Below are 21,969 nucleotides of genomic sequence, written 5' to 3'. Positions count from 1 at the left end.
TATGAAAAGACATAGTTTTTTACAATTAACAGCGGCTATGCTCACCGGATTTATGGTCTGGGGATGCGGTGACCGACTCAATGTTGATCCTGTTCAGTCGGTAGATGAAGCGAAAGCATTACAAACCTCCAGTGACGTCATTGGTGCGGTGGTAGGATGCTATGATGGATATGGAAGTACTGAATTTGGCTCTGGAGCCGTTCAGTATATCGCTGATTTGTTAGCCGATGACGGCGACGTTCGTTTTGCCGGAACCTTTGCCACTCATCAGCAATTCTGGCGGAAGACAATGATTGCTACTAACTCGCAAATCAGTCTAACCTGGAGAAACGGTTATAGCACCATTAATCGAACGAACAACGTTCTGGAAAATCTGGGCAAACTGGATACAGACGCTCAACGTGCCGCAGCCGAAGGAGAAGTTCTCTTCATTCGTGGGCTTTCTTACTTTAACCTTGTACGGTTGTTTGCTAAGGCTTGGGGTGATGGCGATAATACGGTTAACCCTGGTGTACCCTTAGTATTAACGGCAACGAAAGCCCCCATTACAGAAGCTAACTCTGTGCCTCGGAATTCTGTTTCTGCCGTATATACGCAGATCATTGCTGACTTAACTAAAGCAGAAGCTGATTTAAAGAATGGCCCCGTTACTGCCAACGGTGCCAATGCCGCTGCTGCCGCTGCTATTCTTTCGAGAGTTTATCTGATGCAAGGTAACTATGCAGCCGCTCGTGATGCAGCTAACCGTGTTATTGCTTCGGGCCTGTATTCTTTAGAAGCTGATTATTCGAAAGTCTTCAATGATTACAAAAATCGTAGAGGAGTTCCCAGTTCTGAGTCTATCTTTTCAACGCTCATTACCATTCAGGACGGAACTAACAGCCTGTTAACTTATTATGGCTCCAGTGCTAACGGAGGACGTAATGATGTACGTATTCAGGCTAAATTACTGAATGAGTATGCCGCTTATGGTGATAAAGTGCGGGGCAATTTCTTTATTCAGGATGGCATCGGTCGGATTTTCACAGCAAAATATCAGGATCAATACGCCAACGTTACGCAGGTTAGATTAGCTGAAATGTATCTGACCAGAGCAGAGGCAAACTTCATGCTCAATACGCAGGTAGGTGCTACTCCACTTGAGGATATCAACCGAATTCGTAGCAGAGCAGGTTTAGCAGCGTTAACCAGTATTACTCGCAGTGATATCCTGAAAGAACGTAAGCTGGAGCTTATTTTTGAAGGAGAATACTTACACGACCTTCGCAGAACTCGCCGTAACATTAGTTCTTCGATCCTTTACAATGACGCCCGGCTTGTACTACCCATTCCTCAGAGAGAGATAGATACTAATACGTTATTGGTTCAAAATCCAGGGTATTAATTTAGTTCATCGAAAAGGCCCCTAAGTTTTAAAGCTTAGGGGCCTTTTTCTATTTAATAAAAACTATTAAAGATGATTCAGTATAGCTGCAAAGGTCTTTATAGTTTAAACATGAACGGGTATATTATAATTGAATCAACAGCTAATCTGCTCTCGCAGCTTCTCTAGCTGCGGGGCCATTTGTAGCGTGTATTCATAGCCAATCCTGAAAATATCGCGGGATTTTTTGGTGTCGAATACATTGAAATTCTGTAATTGTGGGGGCTCGATGAAGACATCAAATCGCTGAGCTTTCAGATGGCTGGCTTTCGCCGTTGCCAGATACAAGCTCCGCATTAATACGGATTTCATGGAAGTAATCGGCGTATCCAGATACCCAACGGGATTGCAATGGCATCCGATCAGTACATCGCAATGACTTTCCAGGGGCTCGTAGGGCATGTGGTTCAACACACCGCCATCAATCAACTGTCGCTGATTAATCGTTACTGGTTCGAATAAACCCGGCAAGCAGCAGGAGGCCGTAATCGGTCGAATCAGCGGACCTGAACCAAAGAAAACCTCCTCTCCTGTCGTCAGATCTGTGGCATTCACCGTCAAAGGCAAGGCTAACTCTTCGAAGGTTTTGGGCAAATGTTGCTGAAGTAAATCCTCGACTTTATCCAATTTCAGAAATCCCATGCGGCTAAAGGCCAGCTTCAGGTAACTTTTATAATTGCTTCGCTCAATCAGGTCATAGGCTTCTTCGGCATCTACTTTGCAGGCAGCAAAGGCTCCCACAATCGAACCAGCACTAACGCCAGAAATATGTTCGGGGAAAATCCCCATTTCATGTAACGCTTTCATAATGCCCAAATGAGCAAATCCCCTCACTGCTCCCCCCGAAAATACGATTCCAACTTTCATCAGTAAATAGCTTAATATCTGGGTTTTCTTTTAAATAAGGGCACACTTAATCCGGCGTAGACATCCATTCCCCGGGGGGCAATTCTGCGGCTATTGCTGAATAAGCAAACCATGTTATCTGTTCCGGCAAAAATAGGCCCTAATCGCATGGCTATGCCCGGAGAGAACGTGTTAAACATCCAGTTCAAAGGTACGGCAATTTCCAGGCCCGAAGCTGATTCCCAGCGTGGCGTTACCGAAAAAACAGTAGGCTGACGGGCGGATAATGCATTCACCGAACGCAGGTCTTTAATATAAGAAACATTCACGAAAATCTCTTCGCTCAGTCGCAAATCAGCATTGGTATTCAGAGCCATGGGTAATCCCGTCACAAAACTGGTTTTAGCTTCACTGGGTTGCAATTCCATTTTCGACTCAATCAACCGAACCAGCTCATCGCTTCCTTTGACATTATCAAAATCCTCCTGACGTATCGTCTTATTAGATCTTAGAATAGTATATCCCCTGATCTGGGATGGGTCTTCGTAGCGAACGGTTCCAACATCCATGACAGACGCCGAAAGTCGTAAGTTATACCGGCCCGACTCGTCTTCCTCTGCATTATACTCATAAGCAAAACCCAGATCGAAACCCCAGCCCGAACCAGGCATTTTCTGACCTAGAAACTTCCGTAAGCCTACGCCGTCATTAATCGGTTCCTGTAAAGTATATCCAAAATCAGCGTCGAAGTTATCCATGACGAAAAGTCCTTTTCCGGGCCGTTCGGGATCTTCTATGACTCGGTACCTCAAATCCCGGTTTCGAACGTGAGCGGAATAAAACCCTACAATTTTTTTGGCGGTGATCCCCCCCTTCAGGGTATGAGGTCCCGCTTCGATCATGGTTGCCCCGTAAGTCAAGGCTACTTCGCCATAGATATTTCCATTGATGGAAAATTTGTTATCAACGTTGGCGATATTCCAGAGTGTAGCAAAATCGAAACCCTGCCGAACGAGGGAAAGCAAGTTTTCGGATACCCCAAACGCCTGGGCAGAAGCTCGGGCCCGAGTGGTGAGGGCAATGCTGTGTTTAGGCCCGAGAGCAACTAATAAGCCCGGCCCGCGAATTTCGGCGGTACCCGTTCCGTTTTTAGGTTTTCCGTCCAGGTTTTCCCGAAAATATTCAGGTTGCAAAGCTGGACGGCCATCCGAGCGAAGGTATTGCTGAGGAATTCCTCCAAAAATGAGGCGATTAAGTTTATAAGGACCTACCCACTCGGCGTAGTTATTATAGACGTTTGCATTTCCTGCAAACAAATTGATATGAAGCTTATACTTAGACCCGGCAATTAAGGCCGGATTCGTGTATACATTATGAATACCAGCAGAAGTACTGTGGGCAAAGCCATTGAAATTTTGAGCAAAGCTGGCCAACGGCAGGCCTGCCAGGAAGATTGACCACCAATATTTTTTCATAAACAGGGAAGGTTTTGAACGTAAGTAACGCAAAAGCAAAGATCCTTGATATATCCCTAGAAAAGAATGCCAGCCTATTGCTCACGGATGGGCAAAAAAAAACTCCCACAGGGCTGTGGGAGTTTTCCTTATACTAAATTTCTTATTTAGTAGGCTTCACGAAGATTTTCTCATCGATTGGGCCATTGACAGTAATCTTGTTAGTGGTAACTGTCATATCTCCACCCATGGGCGAAGCTGTTTCCATCGTATGAGGGAATTTGATTCCCGATACTTCCTTGTAATCAGAAAAATTCATTTCCTGACGTACGTCCTGACCCTGCATATTGAGGCTGGCCACTTGCTTGGTCAACAGGAAAGTATTCGCATCAAGGAAGTAATCTACCAGCGTTCCTTCTTTAGTCGTTACTTTCAGGTGGTAATTTTCCTTCTTATCAACGGGTTCTTTACCTACCAGTTCTACTTTGGTGCCTTTTTCTTTATAATTAAACAGCGGTCCGGCGGGATCAAGCTGGCTGGTTGAGCTTTTGATCTGATCGGCTGGCAGGTCTTCGGGCTCTCCCGTTCCACCCATCATAGCCGGACGAATAGCCCAGCCTTTGGTACCGTCGATGGCCGTAATCATTTCGTTACCCATCACAGAAATTTCCATCCGCAAGCCACGACCCGTTGCGATCATCTGCTTCATTGGGATTTCCATTCCCTGCATCGTCATTGAGTTTTCAATGACCAACGTCTTGATGCCTTTCAGTTTTTCAGCTCCACCCCGGGCTTCAATGTGCTTGTTTACGATCTCATCAATACTCTGAGCTTGAGCGTTGATGGTAAAAACAACGGCTGCCGCAGCAGCGAACATGCGAAATTTAGACATGGTCAAGAATTAGTTAAACGTGCGTTATGCTTGTTCAAAAATAACGACGTTCGCGAATTTATCGCTCTTTTTGGGTTTAAAGGAGTTTACAATAGTTAAGCGGACTCCTTGTACTTTGAGCCAGTAAAGAACGAAAAACTCTCCCATTCATTATACCTAGCCCGCCGATAAAAATCGTCTACCCTGGCTGATGACGGGTTTTGCTTTTTCGATAGCCTTCTGCAACTGTAATTCAGTATTGGCTTTTTCCAGAACAGCCTGCACTTCTAGCGATTTCGTTCGAAGCTGGGTTAATTGCTGGAGTCTTCCTGAACGATTACTTCCCGCATTCTGCAACATCTGAATTTCCTGATTTAATTCGTCAACCTGCATCGAAATCTGATCCGTCCAATCCTGTTTGTATCGCATGAAAGTATCTACAGGCCTGGACTGGGCTTTGGGATTAGGCTTCAGGATGCGAAGTGAATCAGGGATTCGTTCGTTTTTATTAATTACATTTCCTCTGGTTTCTACCTTCGGACTCGTTTTATTAACCAGGCGTACCCGCCGTTCAATGACAGTTGCTGTTGCCGCGTTATCTACGCTTACGTATTCTTCTACCACTCTGGCTTTCAGGGTTTGCCTAACCGTATCAGCCACCAGGTCCTGAGCAAAACCAGACCAGGCTATTGTATTGAGAAACAGGCATATTATCGTTTTCATACGTGTGCAGATTTAGATGAAGCCTTTGTCTATTCGCTTTGTTACGATACTAGGTTAGCTTCAAAAAACGTGCTATTCTGAAAACGGGTAATGTTTTACTCAACGCAATAATGAAATGAAAACTTCATCGAGCTTGGAAGCGGTCCGAACCTTGATTTTATATTGATCCAGATCCAATCCTTTCGCATTATATCGGGAAATCCAGATTTCTTTGAAGCCTAACTTTTGAGCTTCTGCAATACGGTTTTCAATGCGATTAACCGCTCTAACTTCTCCCCCCAGGCCGACTTCCGCCGCAAAACAAACCGAAGGTGGAATGGATATATCTTCGTAAGATGAAACCAGCGAGGCACATACGGCCAGGTCAATCGCCGGATCTTCTACTTTCAGACCACCCGCAATGTTCAGGAACACATCCTGGGCACCGAGGCGGAACCCACCCCTTTTCTCCAGCACAGCCAGTAACATATTAAGCCGTTTGGCATCAAAACCCGTGCTGCTCCGTTGCGGCGTTCCGTAAGTAGCAATGGATACGAGGGACTGAATCTCAATCAGTAAGGTGCGATTACCTTCCAGCATCGTACCAATGGTAATACCGCTTAAGGCATCTTCCCGCTGTGAAATCAGAATTTCGGAAGGATTGCTTACTTCTCGCAAACCGGTCCCCTGCATTTCGTAGATCCCTAATTCTGAGGTACTTCCAAAACGGTTTTTCGTTGTTCGTAAAATTCGATAGGCCAGGTGGCGGTCGCCTTCAAACTGGAGGACGGTATCCACCATGTGTTCCAGCACTTTCGGTCCGGCCAGATTTCCGTCCTTGGTAATATGACCAATCATGAATACCGGCGTGCCCGATTCTTTGGCGAATTTCATTAACTCAGCCGTACATTCCCGCACTTGCGAAACACTCCCCGCTCCCGATTCAACCAGATTGGATTGTAGGGTCTGGATGGAATCGATCACTAGAATATCCGGCTCGAAGTTTTCAATCTGTTTGAAGATATTCTGCGTTGAGGTTTCCGTTAAAATGAAGCAATCGTTAGAATTATTCCCCAGTCGTTCGGCCCGCATCTTGATCTGCTGATCCGACTCTTCACCCGATACGTACAATACGCGGATACCAGGCAGGTTCAGGGCAATCTGTAACATCAACGTGGATTTACCAATACCCGGCTCTCCACCAATCAATACCAATGACCCCGGCACAATTCCACCCCCGAGTACGCGATTTAATTCCGCATCGGGCGTTAGCAAACGGGGTTGTTCGCTGTAATTAATTTCGGAAATTGCCTTCGGTTTAGACGCAATAACGGGTCCTGAAGAAGCGGGTCGCCAGCGGCCTTTCTCGGGTTCAGCTTTCTGAACGATCTCCTCCACCATGGTATTCCACTCGCCACAGGCCGGGCAACGTCCCAGCCATTTAGCCGCCTGATACCCACAATTTTGACAGAAATATGAAGTTTTAACTTTTGCCATAAAACAATACAAACAGCCGTTTCAGAGGCTGCTACCAAGTAATTTACTCAACAATACGTATATATCAAAAAATACTTTTTGTTTCAAGAGTTCATGCATAACAAAATACCACTGGAATAGCGTTTTATAAAAGTTCTTCAACTTATTCCTTATTATAACCATGAAAAAGTACTTTTTACTCTGCTGCTTCCTAGTCCTGTCGTCAGCTTCAACCTTTGCTCAAAACGACAGGCCCTGGTTTCAGCTAGGAATCAAGGCTGGAGCTAACCTTTCCCAACTCAAAACGGGTAACTTTATAGCAAATGGACGATACCAGGGTTCTACGCTTCGTGAAAATCTGAAAGAAAGCCTGAATACCCGTACCGGGTTCGTAGGTGGCGTGTGGATGCGTTTTGGACGTACCCTGTACATTCAGCCGGAAGCTCTTTACTCGGGCAAAGGTGGTTCGTACATGGTTCAGGTAATCGATGCGAATGGTAACCCCACGGGTACACCAATGGAGGTGAAGGTAAAAACGGAAAACATCGACGTTCCCTTACTGGTAGGGTTACGCCTAGGACCATTGCGGGTAAATGCGGGTCCGGTAGCCTCATTCATGATTGGATCCAACGAAAGCATCAAGGATGCCATTACCAAATACACCAGCGGCAGTATTAACGACACCTTCAAACAGGCAGCCTGGGGTTATCAGCTGGGCGGTGGAGTTGACATTGGTAATTTCTCGCTGGATGTTCGTTATGAAGACAGCATTTCAAACGTACGCTTTGTGAACATTGAAACGCCAAACGGTAGCGACCCATTCAAGCAAAAATCTAAAAACTGGCAGGTAACGCTGGGAATCAAGGTCTTTTAGAGTCAACCAAGTCATTGCCTACCCAAAGAAAAAGCCGTCGGGGAAATCCGACGGCTTTTTCTTTGGGTAGGATAACGGCAAATCAGGCGTTCGCCGCTATGGGAATGCACCTAATCAATAAAAAAGTAAGACTTAATTTCTACGTGCATGCTGACGCATGAACTGATCGAATTCATGTTTACGGCGACGGGCAATAGACAGAATATGTCCTGTTTTGAGCCATACGCAATCTTCTCCGCGTACATCATATCGCTGCACAAACCGCCTATTAATTAGATAGGATTTATGTATTCGGAAAAATGGGGAATTCTCACCTAATAGTTTTTCATAGTCGCGGAGGGTTTTGGAAACCATAATACGCCGACCGTTGGTGCAGGAAAAGTTGGTGTAGTTACCGTCGCCCTCAATCATGATGATTTCATCAACAGGTACATACTGAATACGACGATCAAAGACGGGAATAGTACCGTCGGGAACAGCCCATTTTTGTGGGGCTGCACCTAATGCAGGGTTACTGTACATAATCGATTGAAGGTTGAAGTATAAAATTACTTAAGACAAATATGAAAAAATGAGCAATTCGATCCAAACAATTCTCCTTCAAATTTGTTCAAACACGTATTTTTACGTAATCACGGCGAAAAACAAAAGATCACATCCGTTCGCCCGAGCAATTGCATTATTTTTGTGTCATGATAGAGCAAGTCAATGAAGTTCGTCAGCAGATTGCTGACTATACCATTACCACGAAAGAACAGCTAGAAGAATTCCGGATTGCCTATGTAGGCCGTAAAGGTGCCGTGGCCGGACTGTTCGAGTTACTGAAAAATGTTCCGGTGGAAGAGCGTAAAGCCATGGGACAGGAATTGAATGGATTGAAAAATCTAGCTCAGGATAAATTTCAAACTGCTCAGGATCAGCTCGAAAATTCGCAAAGCCAGCAGGTTGCTCCTGATGTTGATTTAACCTTACCTACGATTCCGAACGAAACCGGCAGTCAGCATCCGCTGAGTTTAATTCGTCAGCGTATCGTCGAAATTTTTGCTCGCCTGGGCTTTAATGTTTCGGATGGACCCGAAATTGAAGAAGACTGGTACAACTTCACCGCTCTGAATTTCCCCGAAAACCACCCGGCCCGCGAAATGCAGGATACGTTTTTCATTGAGAAGAAAGGCCACGGTAAGGATATTTTGTTGCGTACGCACACGTCTAATGTACAAATTCGTCTGATGCAGAACCAGAAACCTCCGCTGCGAAGCATCATGCCCGGTCGAGTGTACCGTAATGAAGCGATTTCAGCCCGTGCTCACTGCTTTTTCCATCAGGTGGAAGGACTTTATATTGACGAAAACGTAAGTTTCAAAGATTTGAAAGATACCCTGTACCAGTTCACACGGGAGCTATTTGGTCAGGAGTTCAAGGTACGTTTCCGTCCCTCTTACTTCCCCTTCACCGAACCCAGTGCAGAAATGGATATTTCCTGTACGATCTGTAAGGGCGAAGGTTGCTCCATGTGTAAGCACACCGGCTGGGTAGAAATTCTGGGTTGCGGAATGATTGATCCTAACGTGCTGGATAACTGCGGTATTGACTCGAATAAATACACAGGCTTTGCTTTTGGCATGGGTATCGAACGAATTGCTAACCTGAAATACCGGGTTCGTGATTTACGCCTTTATTCAGAAAACGACGTTCGTTTCCTGCGTCAGTTTGAAAATGCCTAGTTACTAAGGGGTTGGATTAGGTTTGAAAGTTTGACCTGATGAATACCCCTCGTGTAAAAAAGAAGAGGCTCCGACTCATCGGGGCCTCTTCTTTTTGCATTTGAAATCAAATGAATACTAGGACTGATCGGGTAATAAATCTAGCACACCTACCACCCGGCGAATACCTGCAAAACGGTTTTGGTAATATCTTTCCTGATCGAGCCAGTCAAAACGTACACCACCATTGTAAGCAGAATGAATGAATTTGATTTTACCATCCTTCACTTCAGAAATAATGCCTACATGACCGATGTTACGGCTTCGTGAATTACTTCCTTTAAAGAAGATCAGATCTCCGGGACGGCACTCGTCCACTCCTACGGCGTGGCCCATGGAACCCATGGAGGCACTGGAGTGGGGTAATAACATACCAAAGTTTTTGAAGCAAAAGCGAACGAAACCGCTACAATCAAAACCACCTTTGGTAGTTCCGCCGGACCGATAGCGAATGTGAAGATGCTGTTCGGCGAAATCAAGTACTTTGTTGGTAAAACCTTCGACTCGGGTAGCTTGAACCTGATTACTGGCCGCTTGTTGAGCAAAAGATACATTCAGGAAGCAAGTAAAAATACCTGCCAGAAGAACTTTTCTTAGCATAAAATTCGGTTAGTTGTCACAACGAGGTTCATAAAGATAGCCCACGAAGGCTAGAATAAAAAAAATCTTTCGGCGGCTTTAAGGCTATTTTAAGCCTCAAATTCACCGAAAGATTTTTTGTAAAATATTTTATTTACTAGAAACCAGCTAGTTAACAAGCCACTTCTAAAGCGTCGATTGAGATATAACTTTTTTTATTTTTGTATAATTTTTCTCATTTTAACCTGAGATTTCCTCAAAATGAGGCGACTTTTTCTGTTTTGCCCGCCCAGAAAAAGTTATACCATAGTTAAGCATTTGCTACAGCTCCTTGGCGAAGCATACGCAGATGGTTTCGTCCGTAATCTCGCCAAAGTTGGGAATCCGATGATAACCCGATACGTGGTACAGTTGAATGGCTTCAGGCTGCTTGGTACCCGTTTCCAACACGATCTTTTGATACCCTAACTCCCGGGCCGTTTGCTCCAGAAAAGCCAGAATTTGCCTGGAAATCCCTTGCCGACGGTAGGCATCCCGAACAAACATTCGCTTGATCTCGACCGAGTCCGCCGTTTCAAAGGGACGTAAAGCTCCACAGCCTACGGGTACTCCATCCAGACGGGCGATAACAAAAGCGGCTCCCGTCTGATCGGCTTCGCTGGCTGCATATTCATTGGCTTCAAAGCCGGGGTAACGCCGCCTTAACTCCTGCACGGCTTCACCGATTAATAAAGTAGCATCGGCTGAATGGGCAGATTCTCGCTGAGTTTTGATCATAAACAACAGAAAGGGTATTGACCGTTACCAGCCAATACCCCTTATTCAAAATGGTACGATTATAATTTTTCGAACACGCGTTCAGGTGAAACCGCATGGCCGATGATGCTCTTCAATTCAGAAATAGCTACGCGTTGCTGTTCTGTCGTGTCCCGGTGACGAATGGTTACCGTGTTGTCTTCCAGCGTCTGGTAGTCAACGGCAATACAGAAAGGCGTTCCGATCAAATCCTGACGGGTATAGCGTTTTCCGATACTGTCACGCTCTTCGTAGAATACGTTGAAATCGTATTTTAAGGCATTCTGGATTTCACGAGCTTTGTCAGGCAACCCATCTTTCTTCACGATGGGCAGAATAGCAGCGCTTGATCGGAGCGATAGCAGGGTGGAATTTCAGATACGTGCGAGACTTTCCGTCTTCCGACGTTTCTTCCGTATAAGCATTACTCAACACCGCCAGGAACAGACGGTCCGCTCCTACGGATGTTTCAACCACGTAAGGAATGTAATTGCCATAAGGCTTACCCTCTTCATTCAGGTCGTTATCGAAGTACTGCTGCTTCTTTCGGGAAAGCTCCTGGTGACTGCTTAAGTCGAAATCGGTACGCGAGTGAATTCCTTCCATTTCGCGGAAACCGAAGGGGAACTTGTATTCAATATCCACGGCAGCGTTGGCGTAGTGAGCCAGCTTATCGTGGGGTTTGTAACGCAGTTTATCCGCTGGAATTCCGATAGCCTGGTGGAACTTCATGCGGGTTTCTTTCCACTTGTCGTACCATTCCATCTCGGTACCAGGGCGGCAGAAGAATTGCATTTCCATCTGCTCAAATTCACGCATTCGGAAAATGAACTGACGGGCTACGATTTCGTTTCGGAATGCCTTACCAATTTGGGCGATACCAAAAGGAACTTTCATCCGGCCCGTTTTCTGAACATTCAGGAAGTTAACAAAGATCCCCTGAGCCGTTTCGGGACGCAGGTAAATCAGGCTGGCATCGTCCGACACGGCACCTACCTGAGTCGAGAACATCAGGTTAAACTGACGTACTTCCGTCCAGTTGTCCGTTCCAGAAATGGGGCACTTGATTCCTTCCGAAATAATCAGCTCCCGTACACCTTCCAGATCACCTGCGTCGAGCAGACGGCCCATTTGGTGTAATAAAGCATCTCCACGTTCGGTATGACCGTTGTTGGCATACTCTTCGGCTTTTGCTTCGAGTAACTGGTCGGCCCGATATCGTTTTTTTGAATCCTTATTGTCGATCATCGGATCGTTAAAGGAATCAACGTGACCAGAAGCTTTCCAGGTAAGGGGATGCATAAAAATGGCGGCATCAATCCCTACCACATTATCATTCAGCATCGTCATGGCTTTCCACCACAGCGATTTCAGGTTATTTTTTAGTTCAACGCCGTATTGACCGTAGTCATACACAGCTTGTAATCCGTCGTAAATTTCTGAAGAAGGGAAAACAAAGCCGTACTCCTTGGCATGGGCGATGATGTCCTTGAGCGAGCCAGCGGGTTCTTGTTGTTCGGCCATAAAAGGTCTTTCGAAAAATCGAATGTTTAGAAAACGTAATTCGGGGGGCAAAGATACAGGAAACCGTTAAAAACGCGACAGTAAAAAGCCCATTCTATTACAGACTAAGCAGGAATATCTTCGTTTGAATACGAATTTTTTATTAATCGGCCATAAGAAGTGATTCTGGCTTAGTAATCTAGCGAGATTTAATGTAGATAGCCTTGGGTTAACGAAGGCATAGCTGTTCAATTAAAAATTTGGGATTACAAATCCCAACCAGATGGCTTTCGGATTACAAATCCGAAAGAGCAGACTCTGTTCAACTTACCTCCATAACCCCAGCGGGGTTTAATTACGAGTAGCCCCGGGCGACAACCCGGGAACTAATTGATGATTTGGAATTATAAATTCTCCCGCCCTGGCTGATGTCATCTCCAGCTATTACTAAAAGCATACTGGTTGGTGAGGACACCAACCAGGGCGGAACAAATCCGAAAAAGCAGACTCTGTTCAACGCACCTCCATAACCCCAGCGGGGTTTAATTATGAATAGCCCCGGGTGACAACCCGGGGAACTGGTTGACGATTTAGAATTGCAAATCCGAAAGAACAAAGCAGCACATTAAAATTTTCTAATAGGAAATTCCGCAAAACTTAAACCGACTTTAAAACAACTCTACTACCCAGGCGTTGTTTTTTAGTAAGCTGTGTATCAACTCATCACCCTATGGAACTCTATTACACCTTCTCTGTACTTATCGTTGTCTCTGCCATATTTGCCTATCTCAACTTAAGGTATCTCAAACTCCCCGCTACGATTGGGATCATGGTTATGGCCCTGGTTTCATCGCTGTTTCTGGTAAGCGTGGGCCGTTTTTGGCCGCATTTATTCGATAATGCTGCCCGCTTTATTAAAGGTGCCAACCTTGAGGAAATCCTCATGGGAGCAATGCTAAACTTCCTGCTCTTCGCCGGAGCCATCCATATTCACATTAATGATTTACGGGAAGAAAAACGATACGTCATTGTCTTCTCCACGATTAGCGTTGTCCTCTCTACCTTACTGGTGGGCGGACTTATGTACCTGGCCCTCAATTGGTTGAATATGGGAATTCCCTTTGTACAATGCCTGGTGTTTGGAGCTTTGATTTCTCCCACTGATCCCATTGCCGTGCTGGGTATCCTGAAAGCCGCCGACGTTCCTAAATCACTGGAAACCAAAATTGCGGGCGAATCTTTATTTAATGATGGCGTAGCTGTAGTCGTTTTCCTGACGCTGCTGGAAATGGCCCGGGAAGGCGAAACCAACTTTTCTTTAAGTACGATTTCCTTATTATTAGTGAAAGAAGCGATAGGTGGTTTGGCCGTAGGCCTGGTGCTGGGCTTTATCGGTTCTAAAGCCATCAAAAGAATCGACGACTACAAAGTTTCCGTCATGATTACGCTGGCTATTGTGATGGGAGGTTACCTCCTCGCTCAAGCCATGCACATCTCGGGTCCGCTAGTGATGGTAGCCGCTGGCCTGGTGGTAGGTAACTACGGAAAAACGCAGGCCATGTCGGAAGTTACCCAGGATTATCTGGAAAAATTCTGGGAGCTGATTGATGAAATCATGAACGCTTGTCTGTTCCTGCTCATTGGTTTTGAACTCTTGTTGATCCCCGATCTGGGTAAATACTGGGAAATTGGGCTGATTAGTATTGTTGTTGTATTACTGGGCCGACTGATTTCCATCGCGGTGCCTTCGGCGATTATTCCTTTCCGTGAAAAACTGGATCGTCAGTCTATGATTATTCTGCTCTGGGGAGGACTTCGGGGCGGGGTATCCGTGGCTCTGGCCCTTTCCATTGACGAACACCTCAATAGCGATTTATTTCAGGCCATTACCTACTTCGTTGTCGTATTCTCGCTTATTGTTCAGGGGCTTACGGTGGGTAAGTTAACCCAAAAACCTAAAAGTGAGCTGGTAAACTCCGTGTCTGATCATGAATAAGGAGTTAAAAACATCCCTTATATTGCAGCATTATTGAGCTATGCTCAGGAACATTCAAAAGATGTTTCGCTAAAAACCTGGTATAAATAAAACAACTCTTCATGAAATTCGGGAAACGTACGGCATCCGTAATCCTTACCATCCTGTGCCTCACGGGACTTTCGTATGTTCAAACCAGTTGCCAGAGTAAGTCAAAAACTGAAACTGCCGAAACAACTGCTTCTGCTGATTCCGTAAAAACTACCGCCGAAGCGGGCGATTTCCCCCTGCAAACGCTGGACGGTAAAACCACTAATCTGAGTAATCTGAAAGGGAAAGTGGTTTTCATGAACGTATGGGCGACGTGGTGTCCTCCCTGCCGGGCGGAGTTACCCGACATTGAAAAGCTCTATAAGAAAATGCAGGGGAAACCCGTTGAATTCGTGATGCTAACCGTAGACGAAGACATCCAGGCTGCCCGCGATTTCATGAAAAAAGAAGGCTTTACCTTCCCGGTTTATGCTCCAACGGGTAACTTACCCAAGCAGTTTGAAACGCAGGCTATTCCGGTTACTTTTCTGATTGACTCCGAAGGTAAAATCGTTTACAGAAACGAAGGGATGGCTAATTATAACAGCGACGAATTCGTAGAGCAGGTAACGGCTTTATTACCTAAATAATCGAAATACAGGGCTTCACCAAAAGGGTTACGAAAACAGATTCGTAACCCTTTTCTATTTACTGATAAGGCTCAATCATTTCGAGCCCTCCATCAGCGATGTGTTTGATTTCTCGGACTTTAATGTTTCGCAGATGCGTTTTACCCGATAACTCCGAGTCGTGGTAAAAAAGGTACCACTTGCCTTTAAATTCAACAATGGAATGATGCGTAGTCCAGCCTTTTACGGGGTTCATAAACGTGCCTTTATACGTAAACGGACCATAGGGCGAAGAACCTACGGCATAAGCCAGAAAGTGCGTATCGCCCGTGGAATAACTCAGGTAATACTGCCCCTTGTATTTGTGCATCCAGACCCCTTCGAAGAAACGACGGTCGTGGTCTCCTGCTTTCAAAGGGTTACCCGCATCATCCACAATCTGAGCGTCCCGCCCTTTCTCGTCCAGCTTCAAAAAGTCTTTCGTTAACCGACCCACTTTCGGACTCAACGCCGCTTCATCCTTTCCAGGTTCGGTGCCTTTTGCATCATATGTTCCCGTTCGCCAGCGTTGCAACTGCCCTCCCGAGATACCACCCCAATACAGGTAAGCCTGGCCGTCATCATCCGTAAAAACAGCAGGATCAATACTATACGTTCCCTCCATCGGCTTAGCCTCGGGCTTGAAGGGACCACTGGGCGAAGGACTTGTAGCTACGCCCATTCGAAATACATCCTGCTTGTCTTTTACCGGGAAATAGAGGTAATACGTTCGGTTGACAAAAGCCGCGTCGGGAGCCCAAAGTTGCCGCCCCGCCCAGGGAATGTCTTTAATATCCAGAGCCACGCCGTGATCGGTTACTTTTCCCCCCACACTATCCAACGAAAACACGTGGTAATCTTTCATTCCAAAATGCCCTCCATCTTCATCCTGTTTCGCTCCGGTTTCAATGTCATGCGAAGGATAAATGTAAATTTTTCCCTCAAAAACATGAGCCGAAGGATCAGCCGTATAAAGCTCAGTGATCAGAGGTTTAGGTAATGCTTTCGTTGAATCCTGACTTGTCTCACTAGCTTTTGAGTGGGTTTGACAAGCCATCATACTCAAAGCCAGCGAGTAGACGCCGTAATGAATTAAAATAGATCTCATTGCAAATGGTTTAGAAGCGATTTTTATCGAAAATAGATGATTATTCTAACGTATGAACTTATGTCGGCATAATAAAAAAGGTAACTGGTTAGGTTACCTTTTCATTCAATAAAATCTTCCCGCATGGGCGTAAAAACATCCACTAGAACTCCCGGTTCCCGACAGACCGCTCCGTGCAGAATATTCGGTGGAATGTAATAGGCGTCACCCTTATGCAAGACCTTTACTTCTTCACCAATGGTAATTTCAAACACCCCGCTTTCTACGTAGCTCACCTGTGTATGGGGGTGCTGGTGCATGCTTCCCACAGCTCCCATTTCAAAGGCTACCATGGTCATCATTAGGGTTGCATCGTAGGTGAATACCTTGCGTCTGAGTCCATCGCCTACGGTTTCCCAGGGAATCTCATTCGCTTTTACAAAGCGTAGTTCTTTCGGATTGAGTGTCATAATCTTCTTAGATAGAGGTTAGTTGCTGTAGTTATAATTGCTGAATTAATGCGTAATAAACCGTTCCATACAAAAGGAGATCCGATTGATCGCGTCTCTTATTCAGAATTTTCTTATCCAAAGGGTATCACTTGCCTTCTCTTACTTTTTTGGCTTTTGAAATATCGGTATGTAATAACTCAACGTCTTTTGAACGCTCCCCGGAAACTTTTAACAACAGATCCGATGAAGGTTTATAACCCATTTTATCGAAGGTAATATGCTGACTATTTTGCACGTACAAAACGGGCGTTTGTTTCGTTAATAGCTGCACGTTTTTCAGGGTAATGCGTTGCCCTTCAATACAGACTAACCCTCTATTACTTTCAATTACGGAGTTTTCAATGTAAATATCCTGAATATTCATTTCGGGTAATCCGCGAATTAAAATGCCCGTTTCGGCTCCTTTACAGACTACATCTCGAACATAAAATCTGCGAAATTGGGGCGTTCCTTCGTTCAAGGGTTCAGGTTGAATAGCCAGTGGATCAGCCTTTTCACCCGTTAATAATACCGGATCTTTCGCCAGGTAATACATGTCAAAAAGAATAGCTTCACCGGGAATGTTCGTCATCTGAATACCCGCCACATAGACGTCTTCCACGATACCTCCCCGACCGCGAGCCGTTTTAAAACGTAGCCCCACGTCCGTTCCTAAGAAGTTACAGTTAGACACGTACAGATTCCGGGCCCCTCCCGACATTTCGCTACCTACCACAAAGCCCCCATGAGCATGAAAAACCGTACTATTTTTTACAATCACATTTTCCGTGGGTACCCCCCGCTTGCGACCTTCGGCATCACGACCAGATTTGATACAAATGCCGTCATCTCCGACATCAAACGTACAGCCATCAATCAAAGCATTTTTGCAGGATTCCAGGTCAATACCATCGCCATTCTGAGCGTACCAGGGGTTACGAACCTTGAGGTTAATCAGACTAATATCCTGACAGAGCAGTGGATGCAAACACCAGGCGGGGGAATTCTGAATGGTAACTCCTTCCAATAAAATATTCTGGCAGTTGGTTAGACTCAGCAGGTTGGGACGTAGGAAATCCCGGATTTCGGCTGACTTTTTCATGTCAAATCCGTTGGCAATACTAACCGCAACCTTCGATTTTGCTCCCTTTAAAAACTGCTCGGAAGGATACCAGATGTCGCCATCGACTACCCCACCTGAAGCCACCCGTTTATCCCAGGCCGGAGCTGTTTGCTTACTTTTCTTCACGGCCCGCCAGACATCGCCCGCTCCGTCAATGTAACCCTCGCCGGTAATGGCAATGTCGTGCACATCTCTCCCATACAGCGGAGCCTGACAACGAATGGCATCGAGTCCTTCCCAGGTCGTTTTGATGAGTGGATAATGATCCTTGTTTTCGCTGAATTGCAGCACAGCCCCACGATCAAGGTGCAGATTCACATCGCTCTGAAAGATAACCGGACCCGTCAGCCAAAGGCCGGAAGGAATTACGACCGTTCCGCCACCCGCTTCGCTACAGGCCTTGATCGCCCGATTAATCGCCTCTGAATTCAGCGTTTGCCCGTCAGCTTTTGCTCCGTATGTAATAATATTGAAGGTATCTTTCCGAAAAATGGGTTGATAAATGATCGGTAATTCGTACGCTAGTTTCTCTGCAAACGGACTCTTTTTCAGATGACTGGCTAAATCTAACTTCTCTTCTTGAATACCACCCGCAATCAGGGCGGCCATCGTGCGGGCACCGTATTCCGAGAAGTGGGTGTCGTCTTTTACGCCCTCCCGGCGGGTGGCGTAATACCCTTTCGTATACCATAAAAACAGCTTTTTCGATTCCTCAACCCCCATTTTCTCGATAACCTGGCGACTCTTGGCATGTAAATCAATCAGGGGTACTTTCTGCTCAGCCGCTACGGCTTTAACCGCTGCGGGATAATCCCCGTGCGTATCTTCAAACTGGCCTTTTTCATTAAACTTTCGACGCATCACCGGCGTAATCAGCACGGGGTTTGCTCCCTTTGCCCGAGCTTCTTTGATGAAACGTTTTAGATTGTCACGATAAGTACTCTGCGGGGCTGCGTAACGCGAAGTATCCTGGCTTTTTTCGTCATTATGCCCAAACTGAATCAGTACCCAGTCGCCCTTACGCAAGCCTTCTACGACCTTTCTCCAACGGCCTTCGTTAATAAAACTTTTTGTACTACGACCGTTAACCGCATGATTCTGAACGCTTACCTTTTCGTCCAGAAATTCAGGTAACACTTGTCCCCAACCGCGTTCGGGATCGGCGGGATTGGGTTTATTGGACACGGTAGAATCACCGATGAGGAATACCTGCGTCGGACTCTCTTTCAGTTGAAAAGCCAGGGTTGCCAGTAATAGAATTAGAATCAGTAGTTTTCTCATGGGCATTCTTAGGTTCTTACTCAAGACGATTTCCGGCCCTCTTTCCCTTTCAATCAACCAACTGATTCCGTAGATATTTCACCCCAGCCAATGTTACTGGCATTCACTTTTCTGGGTTTATCACCCTGATACCCATTCCATTAGCCATGAAAAGATTTGTTTATAATGTATGCCTCCTTGCCTTACTGATTGGGCTCCATAGCTGTAAAACCGGCCCGGGTATTCAGGCATTACTGGGAGAGCAATCTCCCCGGGACGAATACATTCGAAGTTTGCGTAAGCAGAAAATACTGGAAACCGAGGCAGTTCAAACCTGGATGCTGGCGGGCGAGGCGGCTCTCGCTGATTCGTTAATCATCTCCCTTCCCTTTCGTGAAGACGGCGTTTTTCCAGCCGGGGGCCAACGGGCTTTTAGTTACCAGTTTACCTTACCTGCTGGTCGGCGGCTGGAAGCTCAGTTATTTCATTCTGATAGTCTGTATTTCCTGGATTTATTTCGGCTCCAGCCCAATGGTAAGCCTCAGCGACTAGCCTATGCCAAGCCTAAAAATGAGGTTATCACCTACGAAACCACCGAAGACCTTCCACTGGTTTTACGCGTACAAATTCCTGTCGATCAGACTAAAAAAGATTTTTCGCTTCGCCTGAGTACGCAGCCTATTCTCAAATTTCCAGTGGCCGGAAAATCGACTCAGCATATCATTAGTTTCTGGGGAGCGGCCCGTGACGGCGGAGCCCGTTCGCACGAAGGTATTGACGTCATCGCTCCCCGAGGCACTCCTCTGATTGCCTCCGTCTCCGGAACGATTACGAACGTTGGCGTTAATAATCTGGGAGGAAATGTAGTTAATCTATCCGCTGACCGATTGAATCTTTCGCTTTATTACGCTCACCTGGACCAGCCCCTAGTGCAGTCAGGCCAACGGGTACAAGCCGGAGATACCCTTGGAACCGTGGGGAATACCGGTAATGCGATCACCACCGCCCCGCACCTTCACTTTGGCATTTACCGTCGCGGCTCAGGGCCCATTAACCCACTGGCTTTTGTGGAACCTTCACAGTTACCCGCTGCCACCGTAACCCGGCGGTTGGGAGATACGCTACGGACTCGGGAAGCGACCCCACTCTTCAGCAGCCTGCCTCCTTCAAAAGTAACCCGGCAACGGCTTCCTAAACATACAATTGTCTGGGTAGAGGCTTCGACTAAAGGTTACTACCGCGTAAGTACGCCCGATGGCATTCGTGGCTATGTTCTGGCCACAAGTATGCAGTTACCCGAAAAACGGCTGAATCGCCGGAAACTTTCGACGGATGTGTTCTTCCGAACCAACTGGGACGCCACCACTGAAGACACGCTAAAATCAGGCACTCCAGTCGATCTGTTGGGGATCGCTTCTTCTTATGAATTCATTCGATTATCCGACGGAAGGAAAGGCTGGATTCAGCCTTTTTCAGAATAAAACCAGCACTCATTTACCAGGTTTGTTTCTTTAATAAATACTATTGTTCAAGAGCAGGATTTACAATCCAATAATTTTCAAAATCCACTTATTAAGATACTGATAAACAATCGCTTATATAGATAAAAAATATTCATTATCAGGGAACACGAAGCAGGTAGATTTGGTTATATTAATCCATAAGCCTACTTGAAAAAATGCAAGAAAATCAGCAACAGTTATCGATCCTTCAGGAAGACGACGAACAGTGGCGGCAATCCATCGCAGCCCGCGTTTTTCTGAACCATTTTTTTGGAATTCATTACCACATTCGGGAAACCGAAGCCGCCGGAAAACTCTCCGATCTGGAGCGTTTCCGTAACTTCTCTCCCCGTATGAATGATACTACGCTTGAAGTAACCAAACGAATGTTAATCAACGCGTGGAATACGGAATACGCCCTGCGAAATACCGCAACGATGGGTGACGATTCCTTTTTATCCAATGCCTTACACTGGACCTTCCCACAGGCTTATTACTGTGTCTGGTACGGTCTGCGAGCATTCCTGGCCACTCAGGGCGTATTAACGAGCGACGAAGCAAACATTCGCCGTCGTACCAGCCGACTAGTTGCTAATTCGTATTACCCTCGTTACCTAAGTTTTTACGCCGACGGCCCGCTGGATCATTACCACGTTCATCGTTTACCGAAAGGCCAACGGAATCCCGGTCTGGTATTGGCCGATAGTCCTTTTGAGGCTCAGGCTCAGATCGGACAGTTTTTACGGACTACGCGTACCCTACAATTACGGTCGCTGCGTCAGAAATTACAGAGTAACCCGGCACTGGCCTTGCGAAGCGAACGGACGGGTAAAATTCTGGAGAAATTCAGTGCCCAACACTGGCAGGAGTTATCGGAACGGGTAGGTTTAACCACCTTCCTGGATTTGTTCTCCCGCCTTCGGATTTCGTCAACTAACCGGGAGATTGAACGCTTCGTCAATGTGGATGTTGATTTCAAACTTTTTCACGTGTCTTTACTGGATATCGTGGATCATATCAACGCCATCCACGAAGCCTATGTAGTAAAAGCCATGGGTGTAACGGCCTACCGCGAGTTTCTGGGTACACTACCCGATTATTTAAAAAATGGTTTTGTACAACGGCGGTTTACCGAACGAATTAAACCGGAATTAGACATGCATTTAATTTCATTACCCGGTCGTCGGGCAGCATAGTCATACTTTAAGTGAAGGGCATTATCAAAACCTAGAGTAATGTTCTTCACTTATTCATCTTTTTAAATGTAGTTATACCTACTTATAAAATTAAAGCCATGAATCAGGAACCCATTTTTATGAAATCAAAAGGCGGCGGGCAATATTTTAAATGCCAGGGTGAGGAGGTGAAAATTATTTGTCTTTATGAGTTTAATCCTCTGGTAGAACGTACTCGTATGAGACCTGATACTTTGGGTAAATTAGCCTGTGATCCTTGTAGTGAAAGTGAATTTAGAGAAGCAGAATTAAAAGTAGCCCGTTTATTGGATTTACCCGTTTTAATTACTGAAGAAACAAGGGCTTAATTCA

At 45.9% G+C, this 21,969-nt stretch carries 19 protein-coding genes and 1 pseudogene; 8 read left to right on the top strand and 12 right to left on the bottom strand.

Translation table 11 applies throughout. The features are described from left to right. The first annotated feature begins 1 nt into the window (after position 1). The gene (locus QE390_RS13820; RefSeq protein ID WP_307142565.1) at positions 2–1,384 is read left to right on the top strand and encodes a RagB/SusD family nutrient uptake outer membrane protein; all 1,383 of its coding nucleotides are present in this window, start codon (positions 2–4) and stop codon (positions 1,382–1,384) included. 135 nt (positions 1,385–1,519) lie between these two features. Here QE390_RS13820 and QE390_RS13815 read toward each other — a convergent pair whose 3' ends face one another. From QE390_RS13815 to radA, 5 genes are all read right to left on the bottom strand, one after another. Next, positions 1,520–2,290, bottom strand: a complete 771-nt coding sequence (locus QE390_RS13815) for a patatin-like phospholipase family protein (RefSeq protein WP_106635510.1) — start codon at positions 2,288–2,290, stop codon at positions 1,520–1,522. Positions 2,291–2,301: 11 nt separating this feature from the next. Then, positions 2,302–3,744 carry a DUF5723 family protein gene (locus tag QE390_RS13810; RefSeq protein WP_307142564.1) on the bottom strand — a complete coding sequence of 481 codons (1,443 nt, stop codon included), beginning with the start codon at positions 3,742–3,744 and terminating at the stop codon, positions 2,302–2,304. A 142-nt stretch (positions 3,745–3,886) separates the two neighbouring features. After that, a complete protein-coding gene (locus QE390_RS13805; RefSeq protein WP_106635507.1) occupies positions 3,887–4,615 on the bottom strand; it encodes an outer membrane lipoprotein-sorting protein in 729 nt (242 codons plus the stop codon). 156 nt (positions 4,616–4,771) lie between these two features. Next, a complete protein-coding gene (locus tag QE390_RS13800; protein ID WP_307142563.1) occupies positions 4,772–5,317 on the bottom strand; it encodes a hypothetical protein in 546 nt (181 codons plus the stop codon). A gap of 99 nt (positions 5,318–5,416) precedes the next feature. After that, on the bottom strand, positions 5,417–6,793 hold the full coding sequence (radA, locus tag QE390_RS13795; RefSeq protein WP_106635505.1) for a DNA repair protein RadA: 1,377 nt from the start codon (positions 6,791–6,793) through the stop codon (positions 5,417–5,419). 160 nt (positions 6,794–6,953) lie between these two features. Between radA and QE390_RS13790 the strand changes: the two genes are divergently transcribed. Then, the gene (locus QE390_RS13790) at positions 6,954–7,646 is read left to right on the top strand and encodes a porin family protein (protein ID WP_307142562.1); all 693 of its coding nucleotides are present in this window, start codon (positions 6,954–6,956) and stop codon (positions 7,644–7,646) included. Between the two features lie 132 nt (positions 7,647–7,778). On the opposite strand, the gene QE390_RS13785 is transcribed toward QE390_RS13790, so the two are convergent. Next, positions 7,779–8,168 carry a LytTR family DNA-binding domain-containing protein gene (locus tag QE390_RS13785; protein WP_307142561.1) on the bottom strand — a complete coding sequence of 130 codons (390 nt, stop codon included), beginning with the start codon at positions 8,166–8,168 and terminating at the stop codon, positions 7,779–7,781. A 170-nt stretch (positions 8,169–8,338) separates the two neighbouring features. Between QE390_RS13785 and pheS the strand changes: the two genes are divergently transcribed. Then, positions 8,339–9,370, top strand: coding sequence for a phenylalanine--tRNA ligase subunit alpha (gene pheS / locus QE390_RS13780; RefSeq protein WP_106635502.1), 1,032 nt, complete (start codon positions 8,339–8,341; stop codon positions 9,368–9,370). 117 nt (positions 9,371–9,487) lie between these two features. Here the strand turns inward: pheS and QE390_RS13775 are convergent, their stop codons facing one another. From QE390_RS13775 to QE390_RS13765, 3 genes and pseudogenes are all read right to left on the bottom strand, one after another. Further along, the gene (locus tag QE390_RS13775; protein WP_106635501.1) at positions 9,488–10,009 is read right to left on the bottom strand and encodes a C40 family peptidase; all 522 of its coding nucleotides are present in this window, start codon (positions 10,007–10,009) and stop codon (positions 9,488–9,490) included. Between the two features lie 300 nt (positions 10,010–10,309). Next, positions 10,310–10,765, bottom strand: coding sequence for a GNAT family N-acetyltransferase (locus QE390_RS13770; protein WP_307142560.1), 456 nt, complete (start codon positions 10,763–10,765; stop codon positions 10,310–10,312). A gap of 59 nt (positions 10,766–10,824) precedes the next feature. After that, positions 10,825–12,307: pseudogene (locus tag QE390_RS13765) on the bottom strand (glycine--tRNA ligase). Positions 12,308–13,016: 709 nt separating this feature from the next. Here QE390_RS13765 and QE390_RS13760 point away from each other — a divergent pair. Together QE390_RS13760 and QE390_RS13755 are read left to right on the top strand one after the other, a co-directional pair. Then, positions 13,017–14,282: a sodium:proton antiporter gene (locus QE390_RS13760; protein ID WP_106635498.1), complete on the top strand. Its 1,266-nt coding sequence runs from the start codon at positions 13,017–13,019 to the stop codon at positions 14,280–14,282. Positions 14,283–14,383: 101 nt separating this feature from the next. Then, complete coding sequence (locus QE390_RS13755; protein ID WP_307142559.1) at positions 14,384–14,941, top strand: TlpA disulfide reductase family protein; 558 nt, start codon at positions 14,384–14,386, stop codon at positions 14,939–14,941. 58 nt (positions 14,942–14,999) lie between these two features. Here the strand turns inward: QE390_RS13755 and QE390_RS13750 are convergent, their stop codons facing one another. The 3 genes from QE390_RS13750 to QE390_RS13740 form a co-directional block, all read right to left on the bottom strand. Beyond that, the gene (locus QE390_RS13750; protein WP_373424543.1) at positions 15,000–16,067 is read right to left on the bottom strand and encodes a glycoside hydrolase family 43 protein; all 1,068 of its coding nucleotides are present in this window, start codon (positions 16,065–16,067) and stop codon (positions 15,000–15,002) included. Between the two features lie 101 nt (positions 16,068–16,168). Next, positions 16,169–16,516, bottom strand: a complete 348-nt coding sequence (locus QE390_RS13745; protein ID WP_307142558.1) for a cupin domain-containing protein — start codon at positions 16,514–16,516, stop codon at positions 16,169–16,171. Between the two features lie 127 nt (positions 16,517–16,643). Then, on the bottom strand, positions 16,644–18,941 hold the full coding sequence (locus QE390_RS13740; protein WP_307142557.1) for a glycosyl hydrolase family 28 protein: 2,298 nt from the start codon (positions 18,939–18,941) through the stop codon (positions 16,644–16,646). 146 nt (positions 18,942–19,087) lie between these two features. Between QE390_RS13740 and QE390_RS13735 the strand changes: the two genes are divergently transcribed. From QE390_RS13735 to QE390_RS13725, 3 genes are all read left to right on the top strand, one after another. After that, complete coding sequence (locus QE390_RS13735) at positions 19,088–20,401, top strand: M23 family metallopeptidase (protein WP_307142556.1); 1,314 nt, start codon at positions 19,088–19,090, stop codon at positions 20,399–20,401. 197 nt (positions 20,402–20,598) lie between these two features. Further along, positions 20,599–21,618, top strand: a complete 1,020-nt coding sequence (locus tag QE390_RS13730) for a hypothetical protein (RefSeq protein ID WP_106635493.1) — start codon at positions 20,599–20,601, stop codon at positions 21,616–21,618. Positions 21,619–21,716: 98 nt separating this feature from the next. Then, positions 21,717–21,965 (top strand): hypothetical protein, encoded by a 249-nt coding sequence (locus tag QE390_RS13725; RefSeq protein WP_106635492.1) that lies wholly within the window; start codon positions 21,717–21,719, stop codon positions 21,963–21,965. The last annotated feature ends 4 nt before the right edge of the window (positions 21,966–21,969 follow it).

It is taken from the genome of Siphonobacter sp. SORGH_AS_1065 (genome assembly GCF_030818595.1).
Taxonomy (GTDB): Bacteria; Bacteroidota; Bacteroidia; order Cytophagales; family Spirosomataceae; genus Siphonobacter.
Note: the sequence above shows the minus strand (reverse complement) of the source record. Positions and strands in the feature narration are given on the sequence as shown.